At 68.6% G+C, this 22,799-nt stretch carries 20 protein-coding genes; 8 read left to right on the top strand and 12 right to left on the bottom strand.

From position 1 onward, the window contains the following. Positions 1–67 precede the first annotated feature (67 nt). Both hflC and hflK read right to left on the bottom strand, forming a co-directional pair. Positions 68–934 (bottom strand): protease modulator HflC, encoded by an 867-nt coding sequence (hflC, locus tag ACT009_RS08115; protein WP_445193829.1) that lies wholly within the window; start codon positions 932–934, stop codon positions 68–70. Then, complete coding sequence (gene hflK, locus ACT009_RS08120; protein WP_445193830.1) at positions 931–2,031, bottom strand: FtsH protease activity modulator HflK; 1,101 nt, start codon at positions 2,029–2,031, stop codon at positions 931–933. The genes hflC and hflK overlap by 4 nt, the downstream gene beginning before the upstream one ends. Positions 2,032–2,102: 71 nt before the next feature. Between hflK and ACT009_RS08125 the strand changes: the two genes are divergently transcribed. The 3 genes from ACT009_RS08125 (at position 2,103) to ACT009_RS08135 (ending at position 3,965) form a co-directional block, all read left to right on the top strand. Next, positions 2,103–3,059, top strand: coding sequence for an Mrp/NBP35 family ATP-binding protein (locus ACT009_RS08125; protein ID WP_445193831.1), 957 nt, complete (start codon positions 2,103–2,105; stop codon positions 3,057–3,059). Positions 3,060–3,062: 3 nt separating this feature from the next. Next, positions 3,063–3,503: a CoA-binding protein gene (locus ACT009_RS08130; protein ID WP_445193832.1), complete on the top strand. Its 441-nt coding sequence runs from the start codon at positions 3,063–3,065 to the stop codon at positions 3,501–3,503. 66 nt (positions 3,504–3,569) lie between these two features. Beyond that, positions 3,570–3,965, top strand: coding sequence for a hypothetical protein (locus tag ACT009_RS08135; RefSeq protein ID WP_445193833.1), 396 nt, complete (start codon positions 3,570–3,572; stop codon positions 3,963–3,965). Positions 3,966–4,323: 358 nt separating this feature from the next. On the opposite strand, the gene ACT009_RS08140 is transcribed toward ACT009_RS08135, so the two are convergent. Continuing rightward, entirely contained in the window at positions 4,324–5,613 is a 1,290-nt protein-coding gene (locus ACT009_RS08140; RefSeq protein WP_445193834.1) for a homoserine dehydrogenase, read from the bottom strand. A gap of 127 nt (positions 5,614–5,740) precedes the next feature. On the opposite strand from ACT009_RS08140, the gene ACT009_RS08145 reads away from it, so the two are divergent. Continuing rightward, positions 5,741–7,696, top strand: a complete 1,956-nt coding sequence (locus ACT009_RS08145) for an OPT family oligopeptide transporter (RefSeq protein ID WP_445193835.1) — start codon at positions 5,741–5,743, stop codon at positions 7,694–7,696. A gap of 184 nt (positions 7,697–7,880) precedes the next feature. Here ACT009_RS08145 and ACT009_RS08150 read toward each other — a convergent pair whose 3' ends face one another. From ACT009_RS08150 to queF, 3 genes are all read right to left on the bottom strand, one after another. Beyond that, positions 7,881–9,161 carry a glycoside hydrolase family 130 protein gene (locus ACT009_RS08150; protein ID WP_445193836.1) on the bottom strand — a complete coding sequence of 427 codons (1,281 nt, stop codon included), beginning with the start codon at positions 9,159–9,161 and terminating at the stop codon, positions 7,881–7,883. Between the two features lie 52 nt (positions 9,162–9,213). After that, positions 9,214–11,481, bottom strand: a complete 2,268-nt coding sequence (locus tag ACT009_RS08155; RefSeq protein ID WP_445193837.1) for a glycosyltransferase — start codon at positions 11,479–11,481, stop codon at positions 9,214–9,216. Between the two features lie 130 nt (positions 11,482–11,611). After that, a complete protein-coding gene (queF, locus tag ACT009_RS08160; RefSeq protein WP_445193838.1) occupies positions 11,612–12,058 on the bottom strand; it encodes a preQ(1) synthase in 447 nt (148 codons plus the stop codon). 19 nt (positions 12,059–12,077) lie between these two features. On the opposite strand from queF, the gene ACT009_RS08165 reads away from it, so the two are divergent. Genes ACT009_RS08165 through metC form a run of 3 tightly spaced genes read left to right on the top strand, consistent with a single transcriptional unit; the run spans position 12,078 to position 15,700 of the window. Beyond that, a complete protein-coding gene (locus tag ACT009_RS08165) occupies positions 12,078–13,640 on the top strand; it encodes a cryptochrome/photolyase family protein (protein ID WP_445193839.1) in 1,563 nt (520 codons plus the stop codon). 24 nt (positions 13,641–13,664) lie between these two features. Continuing rightward, on the top strand, positions 13,665–14,504 hold the full coding sequence (sseA, locus tag ACT009_RS08170) for a 3-mercaptopyruvate sulfurtransferase (protein ID WP_445193840.1): 840 nt from the start codon (positions 13,665–13,667) through the stop codon (positions 14,502–14,504). Continuing rightward, positions 14,501–15,700: a cystathionine beta-lyase gene (metC, locus tag ACT009_RS08175; protein ID WP_445193841.1), complete on the top strand. Its 1,200-nt coding sequence runs from the start codon at positions 14,501–14,503 to the stop codon at positions 15,698–15,700. The genes sseA and metC overlap by 4 nt, the downstream gene beginning before the upstream one ends. Before the next feature lie 115 nt (positions 15,701–15,815). Here metC and ACT009_RS08180 read toward each other — a convergent pair whose 3' ends face one another. The 6 genes from ACT009_RS08180 to thyA form a co-directional block, all read right to left on the bottom strand. Further along, the gene (locus ACT009_RS08180) at positions 15,816–16,232 is read right to left on the bottom strand and encodes a DUF3035 domain-containing protein (protein WP_445193842.1); all 417 of its coding nucleotides are present in this window, start codon (positions 16,230–16,232) and stop codon (positions 15,816–15,818) included. Then, positions 16,225–16,734, bottom strand: a complete 510-nt coding sequence (gene lspA / locus ACT009_RS08185) for a signal peptidase II (protein ID WP_445193843.1) — start codon at positions 16,732–16,734, stop codon at positions 16,225–16,227. Before lspA ends, ACT009_RS08180 begins: the two co-directional genes overlap by 8 nt. Then, positions 16,727–19,702 carry an isoleucine--tRNA ligase gene (ileS, locus tag ACT009_RS08190; RefSeq protein WP_445193844.1) on the bottom strand — a complete coding sequence of 992 codons (2,976 nt, stop codon included), beginning with the start codon at positions 19,700–19,702 and terminating at the stop codon, positions 16,727–16,729. Before ileS ends, lspA begins: the two co-directional genes overlap by 8 nt. Further along, positions 19,699–20,634, bottom strand: coding sequence for a bifunctional riboflavin kinase/FAD synthetase (locus ACT009_RS08195; RefSeq protein WP_445193845.1), 936 nt, complete (start codon positions 20,632–20,634; stop codon positions 19,699–19,701). Before ACT009_RS08195 ends, ileS begins: the two co-directional genes overlap by 4 nt. A gap of 212 nt (positions 20,635–20,846) precedes the next feature. Beyond that, entirely contained in the window at positions 20,847–21,311 is a 465-nt protein-coding gene (locus tag ACT009_RS08200) for a dihydrofolate reductase (protein WP_445193846.1), read from the bottom strand. Positions 21,312–21,314: 3 nt separating this feature from the next. After that, complete coding sequence (gene thyA / locus ACT009_RS08205) at positions 21,315–22,253, bottom strand: thymidylate synthase (protein ID WP_445193847.1); 939 nt, start codon at positions 22,251–22,253, stop codon at positions 21,315–21,317. A 151-nt stretch (positions 22,254–22,404) separates the two neighbouring features. On the opposite strand from thyA, the gene ACT009_RS08210 reads away from it, so the two are divergent. Then, positions 22,405–22,770: a JAB domain-containing protein gene (locus tag ACT009_RS08210; RefSeq protein WP_445193848.1), complete on the top strand. Its 366-nt coding sequence runs from the start codon at positions 22,405–22,407 to the stop codon at positions 22,768–22,770. Positions 22,771–22,799: the final 29 nt, after the last annotated feature.

The following is a 22,799-nucleotide window of genomic DNA, read 5'->3' on the forward strand; positions in this document are numbered from 1 at the left end:
TGAATATGAACGCCCGCGTCACGCCGCGGTTGCGCAGGGCACGCAGGCCCGGCGCAACCGCGCGCGATCACCGACCGCGGCCTTCGAATTCGCGGAGATAGCTGTTGTTCGGCGACAGGATGATCGAGGTGGTGCCGGTCGGCGTCTCGCCACCGTCCGCGCCGAAGGTGTGCCGGTACGACTGCATCGCGCGATAGAAATCGTAGAAGTCGGCATCCTTGGTGAAGCTCTCGGCATAGACCCGCGCGGCATCGGCATCGGCCTGGGCGCGGATGATCTGCGCCTCCTTCTGCCCCTGTGCACGGATCGTCACCGCCTGCTGCTGGCGCGCCGACTGCATCGATTTCAGCGCGCTGTCGAGCGGGCTGCCCTCGGGCAGGTCGGCATGCTTGATCCGCACGTCGACGATCTGCACGCCGTACTGGCTGGCGTTGCGCTGCAGCCGGGTCTGGATCGCGTCCATCACCTCGTCGCGCTCGGCGGTCAGCAGCACCGCGAAGCGCCGCTTGCCGAGTTCGCTGCGGATCGCCGAGCCGAGCAGCGGCCGCAGCGCCTCGGCGACACGCAGTTCGCTGCCCGCCCGCGTCACCATCCGCAGCGGATCGATGATCCGGAACCGCGCGAAGGCGTCGACCTCGAGCCGCAGCTGATCCGACGACAGCACCTGCTGGTTGTCGTAATCGACGTCGAGCACGCGCTTGTTGACCCACACCAGCCGGTCGACAAACGGAATCCGCGCGATCAGGCCCGCGCCCGATCGCCCGAACACCTCGTTCGGCTTCCACGCATTGACGGTGCGCACCGGGTTCTCGAAGCGCAGAACGACGACCTGCTGGGTCTCGGGTACGATCGCGAAGGTCGATGCGCCGATGATCGCGAGCACCAGCGCCGCGATGCCGAGCGCGACCGGGTGACGCCACAGATTGGCGGTCATTGCGCCTCTCCCCGTGCCGGCGCGGGGGTCGCGTCGGGCACCCGCCGTCCGCCGCCGAGCGGCAGATAGGGAACCACGCCACCGGGCGTCTCCACGATCGTCTTGTCGGATTTCGCCAGCACCGCTTCCATCGTCTCGTAATACATCCGTCGCCGCGTCACTTCGGGCGCGAGCCGATACTGCTCGTACACCTTGTCGAACTGCGCCGCCTCGCCCTGCGCGCGCGCCAGCACCTGCTGGACATAGGAGCGCGCCTGGTTGCGCGCGGCGACCGCATCCTGCTGCGCCGCGGTGACGTCCTTGAACGCGTCGTTGACCCGCGCCGGCGGATCCGCCTGCTTGATCGCGACGCCCTGGATGCGGACCCCCGAATTATATTCGTCGAGGATCGCCTGCATCCGGTCCTGCACGTTCTGCTCGATCGCGGTACGGCCCGGCCCCAGCGCCTCGTCCAGCGTCCGGTTCGCCACCGCCTCGCGCATCGCGCTTTCGGCGATCGCGCGCACGGTTTCCTTGGGCTGCGCGATCTGGAAGACATAGTCCTCCGGGCTCGCGATGTTCCAGCGCACCGAATAGGCCAGGTCGATGATGTTCTGGTCGCGGGTCAGCACCAGGTTCTCGCCGCTCGATTCGGGGAAGTTCTCCTCCCGGATCTGCTGGACGTCGACCTTCTGCACCGCCGCGATCGGGGCCGGCAGCGTCAGCCCAATGCCCGGCTCCAGCGTGCCGGTGTAGCGGCCGAAATAGGTCACCACGCCGCGCTGCTGCGGGCCGATCGGGTGGATCGAGGTGTAGAGGATCCACACGGCCAGGATGATCCCGGCGCCGATCGCCCACAGCACCCGCGCATTGGGGCCGGTCGGCATGCCCGAGAAGCCGCCGCCGCCACCGCCGCCGCCACCCGTGCCGCGCGCCTTTTTCAGAAACTCGTCGAGCGCCGACGGCTTGGCCGCGGTCTTGCGACCGCCCGGCGGCAGCGCCCATGGATTGCGGGGACCGCCCGAACCGGGCGTGTCGTCGCCAGAGCCCCAGGGGCCTTTAGGCGTTTCGGATGCGAGAATGGGAGGGCGCTTCATCCAGCCCGGCAGGGTCATCATACCACCTGTATAGGTGCGCCCCTGCTTAAAAAACAGTGGCAAGGCACCGCTGCGGGCCTATCTGCGCGGGCATGATCGATTCCGATGCGGTAACAAGGGCGGTCCGCGCCGTCGCAGGCGAGCGGGCGACCGTCCGGATGGAGGGCGCGCGCGCCGGCGTGGTGATCGACGCCACCGGGCTTTCGTCCGCCGATCGCGACGCGCTGGAGGCGGCGGTCCGCGCCGCCGCCGCGCTGCCCGGCGTCGCCGAGGTCCGCGTCGTCGTCACCGCCGAACGCATCGCGCGCCAGCTGGTCGCGGTCGCCAGCGGCAAGGGCGGGGTCGGCAAATCCACGCTCGCCGCCAATCTCGCGATCGCGCTGTCGCGTGCCGGGCGCCGCGTCGGGCTGGTCGACGCCGATATCTACGGCCCCTCCCAGCCGCGGCTGATGAAGGTCGAGGGCACCCGGCCCACCGCGAAGGACAAGGTGCTCGATCCGGTCCCGACCCCGTACGGCGTGCCGCTGCTGTCGATGGGCCAGCTGGTCGATCCCGGTCGCGCGCTCGCCTGGCGCGGGCCGATGGCGGCGGGCGCGCTCGGCCAGCTGGTCGAGGCGGATTGGGGCGCGGTCGACACGCTGGTGCTCGATCTGCCCCCCGGCACCGGCGACGTCCAGCTGACGATGGTCCAGAAATACCGTCCCGCGGGCGCGGTGATCGTGTCGACGCCGCAGGATCTCGCGCTGATCGACGCCACCCGCGCGATCGACCTGTTCGAAAAGGCGGGCGTGCCGATCATCGGCCTGGTCGAGAACATGGCGGGTTATGTCTGCCCGCATTGCGGCGAGGCGTCGGACCCGTTCGGCAATGGCGGCGCGGAGGCGGCGGCGGCGCGGCTCGGCATCGCCTTCCTCGGCCGCATCCCGCTGACGATCGCGATCCGCACCGCCTCCGACGCGGGCGAGCCGCCCGCTGCGGGGAACGGCGCCGATGCCGCGGCGTTCATTTCGATCGCAGGACATGTCGATGCCTGGCTGAAAGGACGCTAGCCGATGCCGCTGACCGCTGACGAGGACATCAAGGCGCTGCTCGACGGCGCCCGCACGATCGCGCTGGTCGGCGCGTCCGACCGCCCCGATCGCCCCTCCTACGGCGTGATGGCGAAGCTGCAGGCGCACGGCTACCGCGTCATCCCGGTCAATCCGCAGATCACCGGCGAACACATTCACGGCGAATTCGTCTTCCGCGATCTAGCCCAGCTCGGCGACCCGATCGACATCGTCGACATCTTCCGCCGCTCCTCCGATGCCGGCCAGGCGGTCGACGATGCGATCGCGATCGGGGCCAAGGCGGTGTGGATGCAGCTGGGTGTCACCGACGACGCCGCCGCCGCCCGCGCCGAAGCCGCCGGCCTGAAGGTGGTGATAAACCGCTGCCCCGCGATCGAGATCCCGCGGCTGGGCGTCGCCAAGATCGACGCCGCGACGGACTAGCTCCCCCTCGCGCGATTATTGGGGTAAGCGCAGCGGACCAGCCTGCCATTCCGAGGACCACCGCTCATGCTCGCGCCGCTGCTCCTCGTCCTGCTCCAGGCAGCCCCGGGCACGTCGGCCCCGAAGGCCGAGAGCTGGTCGATCCTCGCACCCACCGACGAGATCTGCGAGAAGCGGACCACCGAAAACGGCGACATCGTCGTGTGCGACCGGCCCGGCGCGGGCCAGCGCCCGCACTTCGAGGAAGCACCCGGTGCCACGCCGCGCGGGGTCAACCCGAACCTCACCGGCGCCGGCGCGCTCGCCGCGGAGGGCACCCCCTGCGCCGCCACCCAGCGCGGCTGCCTGGTCGGCTTCGGCCCGCCGATCGTCCCGATCATCAAGGGCGCGGTCTCCGCGCTGAAGTCGGCGCTAGCCGCCAAACCGGACAAGCGCGGCCGCGTGGCTATTCCCCTCGATTGAGGGGCGAGGGAGACCCACCCTTTGCTACCACCCCGGCGGAGGCCGGGGCCCAGTCGGGAAGGTGGATATAACGAAGGACAGCGCCAACCCAGGGGCGTCTCCCACCTGGGCCCCGGCCTCCGCCGGGTTGGTGAAGACAGGTAGCTCACCGCCCCCATGTGCTCCCGCGAAGGCGGGAGCCCAGTACTGGGTCCCCGCCTTCGCGGGGACACAAGGGAACGGGGAGCATGCGCCCTGTCCTACACTCCCCGCCACCGCTACCACCCGGCACCGCGCCCGGCCCGCTCTTTGACATGACCGATCACAACTCCGCGCACGCGTATAGGTGCGACTCTTGTGACTCTTGATGCCCGCCCGGCTACTCCAGGATGTGCATCCACAACGGCGCGCCCACCAGGCTCGGCGATCCGCGCAATTTCTCCAGCGCCTGTGCCACGCTCCGCTCCGGGCCCTCGTGCGTTACGATCGCGACCAGCACGCCGCCGCCGCTCACCGCGCCGCGCTGGATCAGGCTTTCGATCGACACGCCTGCGTCGCGCATCGCCGCCGCGATCTCGGCCAGCACGCCGACCTTGTCCTCGACGGTGAAGCGCAGATACGCGCGCCCGCGCCGCTCGCCGCTGTCCGCCCTGGCGCCGTCGATCAGCGCCGCCACCGGCATCGCATAGGCCGGGCCGTATTCGCCGCGCGCGATGTCGATCAGGTCCGCCACCACCGCGCTCGCAGTCGGCCCTTCGCCCGCGCCCGGCCCCTGGAAGAACAAGCGTCCGACGAAATTGCCCTCCGCCACTACCGCGTTCAGCGATCCGGTGACGTGCGCCAGCGGATGATCGATCGGCACCAGGTGCGGATGCACCCGCTGGAACAGGCCGTAGGGGCCCGCCTCCGCCACCCCGACCAGCCGCACCTTGTAGCCGAGCGCCGCGGCCTCGGCGATATCGGCGGCGATCACCTGGCGGATGCCGAGCGCGGCGACGTCGGCGAACGCCGGACGCGTGCCGAACGCGACGCTCGCCAGGATCGACAGCTTATGCGCGGCATCGATGCCGTCGATGTCGAAGGTCGGATCGCTCTCCGCAAAGCCCAGCGCCTGCGCCTCGGCGAGCACCTCCGCGAAGTCGCGGCCCTCGCTTTCCATCGTCGACAGGATGAAATTGCAGGTGCCGTTGAGGATCCCGTAGACCCGCGCGATCTCGTTCGCCGCCGCACCCTCGCGCAGCCCCTTGATCACCGGCACCCCGCCGGCGACCGCCGCTTCGAACTTCAACGGCACGCCCGCCGCCTCCGCCGCGCTCGCCAGTTCCAGCCCGTGATGCGCGAGCATCGCCTTGTTCGCGGTCACGAACCCGCGGCGGTTGCCGAGCGTCGCCCGCGCCAGCGTCAGCGCCGGCCCGTCCGATCCGCCGACCAGCTCGACGACCACGTCGACGCCCTCCTGCGTGGCGAGCGCGGTGGTGTCGTCGACCCAGGCGAAGCGCGACAGGTCGACGCCGCGGTCCTTGGTGCGGTCGCGCGCGGACACCGCGACCACCTCAATCCCGCGTCCCGCCCGGCGCTCGATCAGCGCACGGTTCGCCTCCAGCAGCTTGATCACGCCACCGCCGACGGTGCCCAGTCCCGCCAACGCCACCCGCAACGGCTCGCTCATCTCAGATCCCCTTCGTCCAGCCGCCGCGTAGAGCATGCCGACGCGGCGCGTTCCAGCCCGCGCCGCGCCATCTTGCCGGGCGGGCGGGATCGGCTACACCGGCGCGGCCACCACCGAAAGACCTTGCGTGACCGAAGCAGACCGTCGCCCGATCGCCGAACTCACCGTCCGCGGCATCCTGCTCGGTGGCCTGATCACCCTGCTGTTCACCGCCGCAAACGTCTATCTGGGGCTGAAGGTCGGGCTGACCTTCGCGACATCGATCCCCGCCGCGGTGATCTCGATGGCGATCCTGCGCTACCTGCCCGGCGCGACGATCCTGGAAAATAACATCGTCCAGACCGTCGCATCGGCCGCGGGCACGCTCGCCGCAATCATCTTCGTCCTGCCCGGCCTCGTGATGATCGGCTGGTGGCAGGGCTTCCCTTATCTGCTCACCGCCGGGATCACGATGACCGGCGGCATCCTCGGGGTGATGTTCTCGGTCCCGCTCCGCCGCGCGCTCGTCGTCGATACCGATCTGCCCTTCCCCGAGGGCCGCGCCGCCGCCGAGGTGCTGAAGGTCGGCGCCGGCAGCAGGGCGGGCGAGGCGGAAAGCGGCCGCGGGCTGCGCCTGATCGTCGTCAACGCGCTGGTCTCCGCCGGCTTCGCGATCGTCACGCAGACCAAGCTCGCGGTTGCCGAGGCCGCCTTGTTCTTCCGCGCCGGCGCCGGCGCCACCGGGATCACCGGCGGGCTCTCCTTCGCGCTGATCGGCGCGGGCCACCTCGTCGGGCTGTCGGTCGGGCTGGCGATGTTCGTCGGCGTGATCATCGGCTGGTGGATCGCTCTGCCGATCCTAACCGCGCTCGCCCCCGCCGCGGCGGGCACCAGCGTCGAGGCGTGGGCGGGCGGAGTGTTCCGCACCGATGTCCGCTTCCTCGGCGCCGGCGTGATCGGGGTCGCCGCGATCTGGACGCTGGTCAAGATCATCGGGCCGGTGATCGGCGGCATCCGATCGTCGATGGCCGCTAGCGCCGCCAAGCGCGGCGGCACAATGGTCGCGATCGGCGAACGCGACCTGCCGTTCGGCGCGGTCGTCGGGGTCAGCCTGACGATGCTGGTGCCGATCGCGGCGCTGCTCTGGTCGGTGATCGCGGGCGGCCCACTGCAGGCCGAGGCGCTGCCGCTGATCGCGGGCGCGCTGCTCTTCATCCTCGTCCTCGGCCTCGTCATCGCCGCGGTGTGCGGCTACATGGCCGGGCTGATCGGCGCGTCGAACAGCCCGGTGTCGGGGATCGGCATCCTCGCGGTCCTCGCCTCCTCGCTGATGCTGGTCGGGCTGTTCGGCCGCGGCACCGAACCCGCCACGACCCAGGCGCTGGTCGCCTATGCGCTGATCGTCACCGGCATCGTGTTCGGCGTGGCCACCATCTCCAACGACAATCTCCAGGACCTGAAGACCGGGCAGTTGGTCGGCGCGACCCCGTGGAAGCAGCAGGTCGCGCTCATCTTCGGCGTGATCTTCGGCTCGCTGGTGGTCCCCCCCGTTCTCCAGCTGCTGTCGACCACGCTCGGCTTCCAGGGCGCGCCCGGCGCCGGCCCCAACGCCCTCGCGGCACCGCAGGCCGCGCTGATCTCGGCGCTGGCGAAGGGCGTGCTCGGCGGCGATCTCAACTGGGCGATGATCGGCGTCGGCGCGCTGATCGGCGTCGGCGTGATCTTCATCGACGAGACTCTCGGCCGCCTCGGCAAGCTGCGCCTGCCCCCGCTCGGCATCGGCCTCGGCGTCTACCTGCCGATGGCGGTGACTCTGCCGGTGGTGATCGGCGCGGTGATCGGCGCGCTCTACGACCGCTGGGCGGATCGCCGTCCGGACCCCGAATACGCCCGCCGGATGGGCGTCCTCACTGCCACCGGCATGATCGTCGGCGAAAGCCTGTGGGGCGTCGCCTTCGCGATCATCGTCTACGCCACCAACAGCGACGCCCCGCTGGCGCTGGTCGGCGACGGCTTCGCCATTCAGGCGCTGGTCGGCGGCACCGCGGCGTTCTTGGCGCTGATTTGGGCGCTGTACCGGTATACGCGGCGAATGGCGGTTTGATGCTGGCGGAGCTGACACCATCCCCACCTTTTGGCGCCGCGCATAGATAGAATAGCCTGACGGATCCCATATCGCCCCGCCGACGGCAAAGCCGCCGTCGACCGGGTTAGGCCAAGCCGACCCGTCGGCCGGGCGGGGCGCTGCGCCCTTGGCGCACCGGCGCGTGCCGCGCCTGCGCCCCGCCTCACATCGCCGCCAGCAGCTCGCTGATCGGCACGAAGGCGAACCCCACCGAACTATCCGCGATCCCGTAGGGCAGGAACAGCGTATCGCCATGCCTTATCGCGCCGCACGAATAGACCACGTTCGGCACATAGCCCTCACGGTCTTGGTCCTTGGCCGACAGCAGCGGCTCGCGGGTCCGGCCGATCACCTTCGACGGATCGTCCTTGTCGAGCAGCACCGCGCCGATCGAATATTTGCGCATCGCGCCCACCCCATGGGTCAGCAGCAGCCAGCCCTCGTCGAGCTCGATCGGCGGGCCGCAATTGCCGATCTGCACCAGCTCCCACGGATAGGTCGGGGTCAGGATCTTCTCGCCGTCCTCCCAGTGCCCGAGCTGGTCGGACTTCAGCAGGAACAGGTTCTCGCCATCCGAACGCCCGATCATCATATACTGTCCGCCGACCTTGCGCGGGAACAGCGCCATGCCCTTGTTGCGCGCTGCCGGCCCGGTCATCGGCACCAGATCGAACGCGCGGAAATCCTTGGTGCGCAGCAGCTCGGACTGGATCTGCGAGCCGTTATAGGCGGTGTAGGTGCCGATCCACTCCTCGCTGCCGTCGTCGTGGCGGAAATGGACGATCCGCAGATCCTCCAGCCCCTTCGACTGCGCCTCGGTGATCGGGAAGATGACGGTGCCCGACAACGTGCTGTCGCGGTGGCGATAGACCGTGACCGGCCCGGCGGGCATCTCCATTTCGCCGCGCCCGACCGCATCGGTGGCGGTCGCGAACGGCGGCTCGGGCGCGAGCTTCAGCTGCTGGCGATCGGTGATGATCCCTTCGCGGAACGCCACCGACGAAATGTGCCCCTCGCCCACCGCGCGCAGCGACATCAGGATCCGCATCGATCCCTCGGGCATGCCCGACTGATCGAAATGCGGCACCGCGCTGGGGTTCATCAGCGCCGCCGCGGCATAGCTGTATTCGTGGCAGAAATAGGCGCCGATCAGCTGGCGCTTGACGTCGCCGATGTCGGCGCCGTCGAGGTCGAGCAGTCCCTCGATCTCGTCGTAGCGGGTCATGAACACCCGCCGGGTCTGCCAGTGCCGCGCCTCGAAGTCCTTCAGGACCTCCTCCAGCTCGTTGCGCGCGTCCTCCTGACCCATCTCAAGCACCTCGGCGACGAGGCGCTCGGTACGGCTGGGGCCACCGCCATTGCCTGCCCAGGCGATATGGAACGGCCTCACGACCACGCGGGAGGGATCGGCATGAAGCCGCAGGCGGTGGGTGAACAGTTCCATCGCGAAACAGCCTCGTCCAGGTCGTCAGATCACGACGCCCCGGGACACGACCCTAGGCGACGACGCGATCCGTTCCTGCCACGGCTCGTGCCGACTTTGATAGCCCCGAAATCGCACATGTCGCCAGTTGCAGCGCCAAAATCGACTCAGCACCCTGGTTGCGGTTGAGGCCGTTCGGCATCAGCCCGTCGAAACAGCCCCCGTCCGCCGCGGTGGCGAGCGGCAGATCGAGATCGTTGGCACCGAGATACCAGCCATAGGCCCGCTCGGCTTCGCCCACCCAGCGCTGGTCGCCGGTCGCATCGAACGCCGCGATGCACGCTTCGACGGTCGCCTGGGCTTCCAGCGGCTGCTGGTCGAACTGGAGTGGTTCGGCATAGGGCTTGTGGAAGCTTTCGGTACCGACCGCGCGGAAGCGGCCTTCGGGCGACGTCTGCTTGTCCACGATCCAGCTCAGCGTCTCGATCCCGCACGCGATCAGATCGGCGCGCCCGAGCGCCTGCCCCGCGCGCAGCAGCGCCTCCGGCAAACGGGCATTGTCATAGGCCAGCACGATCTCGAACCACTGCCACTCGGGCCGGCGCGCCGACGCCAGCAGCGCTAGGTGACCGTCGGGGAAGCGTTGCAGGATCGATCGCGCCAGTTCGTGGCCCGGTTTCACCTCTAGCATCGCCGCCGCCCCCAGCATCGCGAACGCCTGCGCGCGGAGCGATCCCAGTTCCAGCGCCATGCTCGCGGTGCTGTCGAACAGCGCCACCGCCCAGTCGCGGTGCTTCTGGTCCGCCGCGTCGCGCGCGGTGATCCCGAGCGCCCAGAGCGTGCGGCCGTTCGAATCCTCGGACCCGGCATCCTCGCACCAGGTTCGATCGAAGTTCATGAAGTTGCGGAACCGCCGCGTGTCAGGGTTCCACGCATATTGGATGAACGACGCGTAGATCGTCGTCCACTTGTCGCGCTGGACCGGATCGAGTTCGGGCATCGCGCTCATCAGCATCAGCGCGCGGGCATTGTCGTCGATGCAATAGCCGTGGCGCCGATCGGGGATCGAGAAGATCGAATGCTGCAGCATCCCCGTCGCGTCGCTCATTCGCTCGACCGCGGCGAGATCGGGCGCGAGCGGCTTGACCGCGCGTGCCTTGGCGAGCCGCCGCGGCTTGGCCCGCAGCGCGACCTGCGCCTCGGCTACCGTCGCCTCGGCGAGCCGCGACCAGATCATCGTCCGCCCGCGGGCATAGGCGCGCGCCGACAGCGAGGTGCGATCGCGTTCGTTCGACAGCAGCCGGTTGATCTCGCGCGCGAACGCCGCACTGTCGCGGAAGTCGACCAGCACGCCGTGGCCGTCGGCGAGGATCTCGGTTGCGTGGACATAGGGCGTCGACACCACCGCCTTGCCGACGCCGATCGCGTAGGACAGCGTCCCCGAGGTGATCTGCGCGGGATTGAGGTATGGCGTCGCGTAGATGTCCGCCGCCTGCAGATACTCGATCAGCTCGTCGTGCTCGACGAACCCGTCGATGAACGCGACATTGTCCGCGACGCCGTGCTCGACCGCCAGCGCCTTCAAGCTGTCGCGATATCGCTCGCCCTGCTGTGCGACGAGATTGGGATGCGTCGCGCCGAGCACCACGTACAGCGCACGCGGATGGTTCGCGATTACCGCGGGCATCGCCTCGATGATTGTCTCGATGCCCTTGTTGGGCGCGAGCAGGCCGAAGGTCAGCACGACCTCGCGGTCCTGCCAGCCGAAGCGCGGCTTCAGCACGTCGGGTTCGATCAGAGCGCGATCGGGCACGCCGTGCGGGATCATCACGATCTGGCGCGGGCTGGCGCCGTACACGCGCTGAAGGATGTCGCGGCCGCGCTCGGCCATCACGATGATCCGTGCCGAGCGACGCAGCAGCCCCTCCAGCACCCGGCGCTCGTCCGCGCTTGGCTTTTCAAGGATGGTGTGCAGCGTCACGATGACCGGCAGCGTGGTGCGATCCAGCAGCGCTAGCAGATGTTCCCCCGCCGAGCCGCCAAAGATGCCATATTCGTGCTGGACCCAGATCGCCTGCGCACCGTTCGCATCGATCTTGCGCGCAGTGTCGATATAGGCAGACAGATCGTCCTGCGGGATCGCCGCGGTCACCGCCTCGGGATAATCGTAGCGCCCGGGATGGTCGTCCATTGCATAGACGTCGACCTGCAGTTCCGGAAAGCGATCGCGCAACGCATCGTAGACGTCGGTGGTGAAGGTCGCGAGACCACACTGCCTGGGCAGGAAATTGCCGATCAGTGCCAGTTTCGTGAGGGTATCCCCCGACGACGCCTTACCCATGCCGTGTCCTCTGCTGATGCAAATGCGAAACCAACCGCCACTCTGCTCCGGATCCAACTATCCTGAAGCCAAATGGTTGCTGTTTCGCCGCACTGCAACACGTCGTGCATCCATTTCGTACGTTAGTAGCTCAGCCCCTACCCCGATAGTTCGCAACTCCCTGGTCGGGCAGCCAGAGATCCGTTGGCGGCGTGCCGGTCTGCCAGAACACGTCGATCGGGATACCGCCGCGTGGATACCAATAGCCGCCGATCCGCAACCATTGCGGCCGCATCTCCGCGACCAGCCGCTCGCCGATGCCGACGGTGCAATCCTCGTGGAACGCGGCATGGTTGCGGAACGAGCCGAGGAAAAGTTTCAGCGACTTCGATTCGACGATCGTGTCGCCGGGGACGAAATCGATCACCAGATGCGCGAAGTCGGGCTGGCCCGTCACCGGGCACAGCGAGGTGAATTCGGGTACGGCGAAGCGCACCAGATAGGTCCGCCCGGCACGCGGGTTCGGAACATAATCGAGGATCGCCGCTTCTGGAGAAGCGGGAAGCGTGCTGGACTGGCCTAGATGTGTCGGGGTCATGGCGCGCATGTAGGATGCGATGACCAGGAATAAAACGCGCGTTCTCGTTCCCGTGCTCGGCGACCAGCTGACGATCGGTCTCGCCTCGCTCGCCGCCGCCGATCCCGCAACCACGATCGTGCTGATGATGGAGGTGGCCGACGAGACCACCTATGTCCGCCATCACAAGAAGAAGATCGCGTTCCTGTTCGCCGCGATGCGGCATCATGCGATCGCGCTGCGCGATCTCGGCTGGACGGTCGACTATGTCGCGTTCGACGATGCCGAGAATAGCGGCAGCTTCACCGGCGAGATCGCGCGCGCGGTGTCGCGCCACGCGCCCGACCGCATCATCGTCACCGAAGCCGGCGAGTGGCGCGTCCGCGCGATGCTCGACAGCTGGGAAACGCTGTTCGGCATACCCGTGGACATCCTGCGTGACGATCGCTTCCTCGCCAGCCATGCCGATTTCGAGGCGTGGGCCTCCACCCGCAAGCAGCTGACGATGGAGTATTTCTACCGCGCGATGCGGCAGCGCACCGGGCTGCTGATGGATTCGCAGGGCAAGCCGGTCGGCGGCCAGTGGAACTACGACCAGGACAATCGCAAGCCGGCCAAGGCCGACCTGCTGATGCCGCGCCCGCTCTCGTTCGCGCCCGATGCCATCGTGCGCGATGTGCTCGCGCTGGTCGCCGATCGCTTCGCCGACCATCCCGGCTCGCTCGAGCCGTTCGACTTCGCGGTCACTCGCGACGACGCGCTGCGCCAGCAGAAGCATTTCCTCGAGCACGCCCTCCCCCGCTTCGGCGACTATCAGGACGCGATGGTCACCGGCGAGCCGTGGCTGTGGCACTCGATCCTGTCGCCCTACATCAATTGCGGGCTGCTCGATCCGATCGCGCTCTGTCACGAGGTCGCGGCGCGCTACGAGGCCGGCCAGGTGCCGCTCAACTGTGCCGAGGGCTATATCCGCCAGATCATCGGCTGGCGCGAATATATGCGCGGGATCTACTGGCGCGAGGGTCCCGACTATGTCGACCGCAACTTCCTCGATCACCACCGCAACCTGCCCGGCTGGTACTGGACCGGCGAGACCGACCTGCACTGCCTGGCCGACACCATCGGCGGCACCCTGCGCCACGCCTATGCGCACCATATCCAGCGGCTGATGATCACCGGCAATTTCGCGCTGCTGATCGGCGCCGACCCGCGCCAGGTCCATCTCTGGTATCTGGAGGTCTATACCGACGCCTATGAATGGGTCGAATTGCCGAACACCCTGGGGATGAGCCAGTTCGCGGACGGCGGGCTGCTCGGGTCCAAGCCCTATGTCTCGTCGGGCGCCTACATCAACCGGATGTCCGATTACTGCGGATCGTGCCGCTACGACGTCAAGCAGCGCACCGGCCCCGACGCATGCCCGTTCAATTCGCTCTACTGGGACTTCCTCGCCCGGCACGAGGACAAGCTGGCGCGCAATCCGCGCATGGCGATGCCCTACCGCACCTGGGCCAAGACCGACCCCGCGGAGCGCGAGCGGATCCGCGACCAGGCCGCAACCTTCCTCGCCTCCCTCGACGCCAGCGGCGACGCTGGTTACTGATCGGCAACGCCGAAGGAGAAGAACATGGATGCGCTCGTGACGACCGAATGGCTGGCCAGCGAATTGGGGGCGACCGATCTCAGGATCGTCGACGCCACCTACCTCGCCGCGGACGCAGGCCGCGATGCCGCCGCCGAGTACGAAGCCGCGCACATCCCGGGCGCGGTGTTCATGAACCTCGCCGAGCTGCGCGACACCGACACCGATCTGCCGATGATGCTGCCGTCGGCGGAAAAGTTCGCTAGCCGCATGCAGTCGCTCGGCCTCGGCGACGGCAGCCGCATCGTCCTCTACGACAGCTCGCCCTGGCACACTGCGGCACGCGCCTGGTGGATGCTCCGCACCTTCGGCGCCCACGACGTCGCGATCCTCGACGGCGGCCTGGCCAAGTGGCAGGCCGAGGGCCGCGAAACCGCGAGCGGCAAGGAACAGCTCCGCCATCGCCATTTCACGGTCTGGGCCGACGACAAGAACGTCCGCACGCTCGATCAGATGAAGGCGAACGTCGACAGCGGTGCCGAACAGGTCCTCGACGCCCGCTCCGAAGCGCGCTTCACCGGCGAGGAACCCGATCCGCGCCCCGCCACCCATGCCGGCCACATCCCCGGCTCGCGCAACCTGCCCTATGATCGCATCGTCAACGACGACGGCACCTGGAAGCAGGGCGACGCGCTGCGCGCCGCGTTCGAGGGTGCAGGGATCGACATCGACAAGCCGATCGCGCTGACCTGCGGATCGGGCATTACCGCCTCGACGCTGGCCTTCGGCCTGCATCTGCTCGGCAAGGATGCCGCGCTGTACGACGGCAGCTGGTCCGAATGGGGCGCCGATCGTTCGACCCCCAAGGCGATGGGCGCCGCATGAGCGAACCGACCGACCGGCCGATGGCGGACGCGACCCGCGTCGTCACGGCCGGTCGCCGAAAGGAATGGACCCAGGGGATCGTCAGCGCGCCGGTGTGGCGTGCCTCGACGATCCTCTACGACAGCGTCGCCGATCTGCGCGCCGGCGCGAAGCGCGATCCCCACCACCGGCTGTTCTACGGGCGCAAGGGCACCCCGACCCAGTGGTCGCTCGCCGACGCGCTCACCAGCCTGGAGCCGGGCGCCGAGGGCACCTTCCTCTACCCCTCGGGCGTCGCCGCGATCGCCGCGGCGCTGCTGTCGGTGCTCTCGCCCGGCGACGAGCTGCTGCTGGTCGACAGCGCCTACGACCCGACCCGATCGATGGCGACCGGCCTGCTCGCCCGGCTCGGCATCGCGACGCGCTATTACGATCCGATGATCGGCGCCGGGATCGCCGACCTGATCGGCGACAAGACCCGCGCGATCTTCATGGAAAGCCCGGGCAGCCTCACCTTCGAGGTGCAGGACGTCCCCGCGATCGTTGCCGCCGCCAAGGCGCGGGGCGTCGTCACCCTGCTCGACAACACCTGGGCGACCCCGCTCTGCTTTCCCGCGATCGCGCACGGCGTCGATCTGTCGATCCTCGCCTGCACCAAATACATCGTCGGCCATTCCGACGTGATGCTCGGATCGGTCACCGCGGCGCCCGGCCATTTCGCGCGGCTCCGCGACACCAGCTTCCAACTCGGCCAGGTGACCAGCCCCGACGACGCGTGGCTCGGCAGTCGCGGGCTGCGTACCATGGCGGTCCGCCTCGCGCAGCACCGCGACAGCGCGCTCGCGATCGCCCGCTGGCTCACCGACCGGCCGGAGATTGCCACCGTCCTGCACCCGGCGCTGCCGTCCTGCCCCGGCCACGAATATTTCGTGCGCGATTTCAAGGGCGCGACCGGCCTGTTCGGTTTCGTGTTCGCCGGCGGCGACGACGCCGCCCGCGCCGCCTTCATCGACACGCTCGAGCTGTTCGGGATCGGCTATAGCTGGGGCGGCTTCGAAAGCCTCGCCATCCCCATCGACGCCGCCCGCTACCGCAGCGTCACCACCCGCGACGACGCCGGCCCCATGGTGAGGCTGCAGATCGGGCTGGAGGACGCGGGCGATTTGATCGAGGACCTGGAGCGGGGCCTCGCGGCATTCCGCGAGGTGCGGGGATAGCTTCTCTCCCCTCCCCTTCAGGGGAGGGGCTGGGGGTGGGGCCTCTCCACGAGCGCGGCGTTGGAGGAGAGCCCCCACCCCAACCGCTCCCCTCAAGGGGAGGGGCTAAGTCAACTCAAGGCGCGGTCGAACTCGCCCGCGCGTCCTGCCCGTCGCCTTCGGGCGCGGCGACGATGTCGCGGGTCGTCGAGCCCTTGTCGACGACATTGGTCTGCGGATCGGCGACCGACGATCGGATCCCCGGATCGACCGAGCTGCCGCCCGCCTGGGTCAGCGCGGCCGATTCGGCGGCGCTGCGCGGGGCCGGGCCGCCGAACAGCGCGTCGAGCGTCTGCTGCTGGGTCGCGTTGTCCTGCGGACGCGCGGCGCCCGGCTGCGGCGGGACCAGCGAGAAATCGGGCGGGATCACCAGCGGTGCCTGCCGCGCGACCGCGAATTCATCGGGGCGAGCGCGGTCGTAGCCGCTCTTGCCGCAGCCCGCGAGCAGCACCGCACAGGCGAGCCCCGCAGCGATCGGAACATAGTTACGCATGGGAATTCTCCGAAACATCATCGCGCTTGTCGCGCATCAGCAGCGCGCGGACAAGCAGCACCAGCACACCGATCGTAATCGCCGCGTCGGCGACGTTGAACACCAGGAACGGCCGCCATTCGCCGAAGTGCAGATCCGCGAAGTCGACGACATAGCCATAGCGTACCCGGTCGAGGATGTTGCCGATCGCCCCGCCCAGGATCAGGCCGAGCGCGATCCGGTCCTGCCGGTTGCGCTCGCGGGTCATCCACACCGCGACCAGCGTCGCGATCACCGCGGTCATCACCACCAGTCCCCACCGCATCGTGTCGGTGTCGGCATGGAGCAGCCCCAGCGACACACCGCGGTTGGCCACGAAGCGCAGTGCGAAGATCGGCGCAATTACCCGCTCCGCGCTGAACTCGTTGAGCCCGAGCACGTCGGTCACCGCATATTTGCTGAGCTGGTCGACGACGAACACCGTCGCCGCGGCGATCACGCCGCTGCGGGGAAGCCTACGCATGCGCCACCACCTCCGTGCAGCGATCGCACAGCGTGCCGTCGCTGATGACCTCGGGCAGGTGCCGCCAACACCGTCCGCACTTCAGATACGCCGTACGCGTCACTGCGACCGCGTCCGATCCCTCGGCGACGCGCGCGACGATGAAGGTCTCGGCCAGCGCCGCCGCATCGAGCGGCATCGTCGGCACAGTGACCTCGGCCTCCAGGCTCGATCGTACCGTCTTCTCGCGCCGCAGCGGCTCGATCGCCTCGGTCACCTGCTCGCGTAGCCGCCGGACGTCCGCCCAATTGCTGCCGACCGCCGCGTCGCCGGGCTGCGCCGGCAGCTTGGGCCATTCCAGGAAGTGCACCGACCCGTCCTCGCTCGGGAACCGCGCCTGCCAGACCTCTTCGGCGGTGAAGCACAGGATCGGCGCCGCGTAGCGCACCAGCGCGTGGAACAGCAGGTCGAGCACCGTGCGATACGCGCGCCGCTTGAGGTCGCCGGGCGCGTCGCAATAAAGGCAGTCCTTGCGGATGTCGAAGAAGAACGCCGACAGGTCCTCGTTCGCGAAATCGGTGAGCAGTCGCAGGTAGCGATTGAACTCATACCCATCCGCCGCGTCGCGCAGATCGACGTCGAGCGTCCCGAGCAGGTGGAGCACATAGCGCTCCAGCTCGGGCATCTCCGCCACCGCGACCCGTTCGCTCTCGTCGAACCCGTCGAGCGCGCCGAGCAGGTAGCGAAAGGTGTTGCGCAGCTTGCGATAGGCGTCGGACGCGGTGCCGAGCACCTCCTTGCCGATCTTCACGTCGTCGAAATAATCGGTCGACGCCACCCACATGCGCAGGATGTCGGCGCCCGATTCCTGGATGATCTTCAGCGGATCGACGACGTTGCCGAGGCTCTTGGACATCTTGCGCCCCTGCCCATCGAGCGCGAAGCCGTGGGTCAGCACCGCATCGTACGGCGCCCGCCCCCGCGTCCCGCTCGCCTCGAGCAGCGACGACTGGAACCAGCCGCGATGCTGGTCGGATCCCTCGAGATACAGGTTCGCGCGGACCCCGTCGCCGTACCGCGCCTCGACCGTGAACACATGCGTGCACCCCGAATCGAACCATACGTCGAGGATGTCCTGCACCACCTCGTAATCCTCGGCACGGTAGCGATCGCCGAGCAGCGCCTGGTGGTCCGCGCCGAACCACGCATCCGCCCCGCCCGCGCGAAACGCCGCGACGATGCGGTCGTTGACCGATCCGTCGTTCAGATACTGCCCGGTCTTGCGATCGACATAGAGCGCGATCGGCACGCCCCACGCGCGCTGCCGGCTGATCACCCAGTCGGGGCGTCCCTCGACCATTGACCGGATCCGGTTCTGCGACCGTGCCGGGATCCATCTGGTCCGCTCGATCGCGTCGAGCGCGGTCTCGCGCAGCGTCGGTCCGTTGCCGAGTTCCAGCGTCGGGATCTGGTCGTTGCCGAACAACGTCGTCCCGGTACCCGGGACGGCGGAGCCGATCGGGGTGCGATCGGGCTCGTCCATCGGGATGAACCATTGCGGCGTGGCGCGGAAGATCACCTTGGCCTTCGACCGCCAGCTGTGCGGATAGCTGTGCGCGAAATCGTCCGACGCCGCGAGCAACGCCCCGGCCGCGCGGAGGTCCGAACAGATCGGCCCGTCCGCGCTCACGAACTTCTTGTTGATGACGCTGCCCTGCCCGCCGAGCCACGCCCAGTCGGCCCGGTACATCCCCGCCGCGTCGACCGCGAACACCGGCTCGATCCCGTTTGCCTTGCACAGGATGAAGTCGTCCTCACCATGATCCGGCGCCATGTGCACCAGCCCGGTGCCCGCATCGGTCGTAACGAAGTCGCCTGCCAGAAACGGCCGAGGCTTGGCGAAGAACGCCAACGCCCCCTCGTCACCCCGGACTTGATCCGGGGTCCCGCTACCTCGCGTCCCCTCGGAAGAAGAAGCGGGGCCCCGGCTTTCGCCGGGGTGACGGAGGAAGTTGTAGATCGGATGGCGAGCGGTGGCGCCGCGGAGGTCAGCACCTCGAATCGGCTTCGATACGTGCCCTATCAGCGGTTGAAGCGAACATCCCCATCGCTTTTCCAAAGCGGAAACGAGATTAGCAGCGACAAGCACGGACTTGCCCGCAAACGCAGGATGCGGATAGCCAGCTATCCCGCTCACTTGTGTGAGCACATAATCGATCTCCGGCCCGTACGCCAAGGCCTGGTTCACCGGGATCGTCCACGGCGTCGTCGTCCAGATTACCGCGTACGCCCCGCGCAGTTCGGGCGCGTGTGGCGCGTCCAAGATCTCGAACGCCACGTCGATCTGAGTCGAGACGATGTCCTCATACTCGACCTCGGCCTCGGCGAGCGCGGTCTTCTCGACCGGGGACCACATCACCGGCTTGGCGCCGCGATACAGCTGCCCGGTTTCCGCGAACTTCAGCAGCTCGCCGACGATCGTCGCTTCGGCATCGTAGTTCATCGTCAGATACGGGTCGGCCCAGTCGCCCATCACCCCCAGCCGCTCGAACTGCGCGCGCTGCACCGCGACCCATTTCTCGGCATAGGCGCGGCATTCGGCGCGAAACTGCTGGACCGGCACCTCGTCCTTGTTGAGCTTCTTGGCGCGGTACGCTTCTTCGACCTTCCACTCGATCGGCAGGCCGTGGCAATCCCAGCCGGGCACGTAGGGCGCGTCCTTGCCCATCAGCGATTGGCTGCGGACGATGATGTCCTTCAGCACCTTGTTCATCGCATGGCCCATATGGATGTCGCCATTGGCATAGGGCGGGCCGTCGTGGAGGATGAAGCGCTCGCGCCCCACGCGCTGGTCGCGCAGGCGATCGTAGACGCCGATCCGCGCCCAGCGCTCCAGGATCGCGGGCTCCTTGGCGGCGAGCCCGGCCTTCATGGGAAACTCTGTCTTCGGCAGGAAGACGGTGTCGCGATAATCTGGTGCGTCGGTCATGCGTTCCGCGCGCTTAGAACCGCCTTGGCCTTCGCGCAATCGATGTCCATCTGCCGGATCAGCGCGTCGAGCGAATCGAACTTCGCTTCCGGCCGCAGATAGTCGATCAGCGCGACCTCGAGACCACGCCCGTACAGGTCCCCCGAGAAATCGAAGAAATACGGTTCGAGCAGTTCCTTCGGTGGGTCGAAGCTCGGCCGGATGCCGAGGTTCGCGGCGCCGCGCAGCAGCGTGCCGTCGTCGAGCCGCCCGGTGACCGCATAGATGCCGTAGGCCGGGCGCAGGTAATTGCCCATGTCGAGGTTCGCGGTCGGATAGCCGATCGTCCGCCCCACCTTGTCGCCATGCTGGACCACGCCTTCGATCGCGAACGGCCGCGTCAGCAGCCGCGTCGCGGTGGCGAGATCGCCCTGCCGCAGCGCCTCGCGGATCCGGCTCGACGACACCTGCTCGCCGTCGAGCGCCACCGGCCCGACCGTCTCCGCGGAGAAGCCACGCGTTTGCCCCTCGGCCGCGAGCACCGCGGCGTTGCCGCCCTTGCCCTTGCCGAAGGTGAAGTCCTCTCCCGTGACGACCCCGCCGACCTGCAAGGCGCCCACCAGCCGCGCCGCGACGAACTGCTCGGCGTCCAGCGCCGCGAGCGCCGCGTCGAAGCCGAACACCACCATCGCATCCGCCCCCGCCTCCGCGAACAGCCGCGCGCGCTGGTCGAGCGTTGTCAGTCGGAACGGCGGCGTCTCGGGCCGGAACAGCCGCACCGGATGTGGATCGAAGGTAGCGACCAGCGCCGGACGCCCTTCCGCCCTGGCGCGCGCCACCGCCCGCCCGACCACCGCCTGATGCCCGAGGTGAAATCCATCGAAATTGCCGAGCGCGACGATCCCGCCCGCCAGCCGCGACGGCACCGCCGAGCTGCCGTCTAGCCGCTCCATGCGCAGCGCCTATACGGACGCACCCGCCGCCGCGCCAGCGGGGACGCACCCCCTATCCCTCCCTCGCTTCAGCGGGGGAGGGGACCGTTCGTCGCAGGCGAATGGTGGAGGGGGCCTCTCCCCAAGCGGCAGACCTCGTGGAGTGGCCCCCTCCGTCAGGCTGCGCCTGCCACCTCCCCCGCTTCGCGAGGGAGGAATGAACGTGGCTCCGTCTACCGCTCCAACGTCACGAAACTATACCCCGGCCGCTCGCCCTGCGCCGCGTGATCCTCCCGCGCTACCTCGCGCCAACCTGCGAAGGGCGGCACCACCGCGTCACCCACGGGCGACGCATGCACCTCGGTCAGCTCGATCCGGTCCGCGCGGTCGATCAGCAGCGCGAACACCTCCGCCCCGCCGATCACCGCGACGTCTTCCCCCGCCCGCGCCAGCGCCGCCTCGGGCGAATGCACCACCTCCGCTCCCGCCGCCGACCAGTCGGCATCGCGCGTCAGCACGATGTGGCGCCGCCCCGGTAACAGGCTGGGAAAGCTCTCGAAGGTCTTGCGCCCCATCACCATCGGGATGCCCATCGTCAGCGCCTTGAAACGCTTCAGGTCGGCCGGCAGGTGCCAGGGCAGCTTGCCGTCGCGCCCGATCACGCCGTTCTCCGCCCGTGCGAGATGGAACACGATCATCGCCTACACCGCCACCGGTGCCGCGATCGCGGGATGCGGATCGTACTCCTCGACCGTGAAATCCTCGATTCCATAGTCGAAGATGGATGCCGGCCGCCGCCCGATCCGCAGCTTGGGCGCGCCGCGCGGGGTACGCGTCAGTTGCTCGGCCACCAGATGCGCGTGGTTCAAGTAGATGTGCGCGTCGCCCCCGCTCCACACCAGCTCGCCCGGCTCCAGATCGCATTGCTGCGCCAGCATCCGCACCAGCAGCGCCGCCGAGAATGCGTTGAACGCGAAGCCCAGCCCCAGATCGCACGACCGCTGCCACAGCATGCCCGACAGTCGTCCGCCCGCGACATGGAACTGATAAGTCATGTGGCACGGCGGCAGCGCCATGCCGTCGAGCTCGGCGACGTTCCACCCGGTGAACAGATGCCGCCGCGATCCCGGATTGGTGCGCAGCCCGTGCACCAGCGCGCTGATCTGGTCGATCCCGCGTTCGGCCTTGCGGTATAGCCCGTCGCTGCCCTCGATCGGCTCGTAGCGCGGCCAATCGACCCATTGCTTGCCATAGACCGGGCCCAGATCGCCCCAGCGCGCGGCGAACGCGTCGTCCTCGATCACCCGCCGTTCGAAGCCGTCGCGATCGATCGCCTCGCCGGTCTCGGCGCGATAGCGGGCGAGCGGCCAATCAGTCCAGATATGCACCTTCTGCTCGACCAGCGCGCGGATGTTGGTGTCGCCGGTCAGGAACCACAGCATCTCGCGCGCCGCGGTTTTCCACGCCACCCGCTTGGTTGTCAGCAGCGGGATCGCGTCGTCGGCGAGCGAAAAGCGCAGCGTCGGCCCGAACAGCGAACGCGTGCCGACCCCGGTTCGGTCGACCCGCTCGTCGCCCCGATCCCAAACGTCGCGCAGCAGATCCAGATATTGCTGCTCGTAATGCGGCTCGGCGGCCATCCGCGACTCCCCGTGGCGAAGCCGTCCCTCTGGCGCGGCGCAGCGGCAAAGACAACGCCGCTTGGACTATCGCCGCATCGGATCGAACTTGTGCGGCACGAAGCGCCGCCGCGTTGCAAACGATACCATGTGCCCGCGGCCTCATCCGATCATGCTGCGTGATGCCGATGCGGTGGCACGGCACTTCGCCGCGATCGCCGCCAGCGCGGTCGAGATCGCGGTCGTCGCGTTTCTCGATCCGAAATGGAGGCTTCTCGGCGAGCGCCGGTTCACCGGCGGTGCACGATCGGTCGTGCCGTCGATCCGCGATATCGTGCGCGACGCGCTGGCGTTCGACGCGGTCTTCGCGGTGCTGGTGCATAGTCATCCGGGCGGACACCCGGCGCCCAGCCGCGCCGACCTCGCCTACACCCGCCGCCTCGCGACGACCCTACGCGCGATCGACGTGGCGCTGGTCGACCACCTGATCCTCGGCAGCGAGGCGACCGTCAGTCTGCGCCAGCGGGGGATGTTGTGAGGAGGCACCCCGCCGCTCCAATGCCACCC

The organism is Sphingomonas sp. Tas61C01, assembly GCF_052567495.1.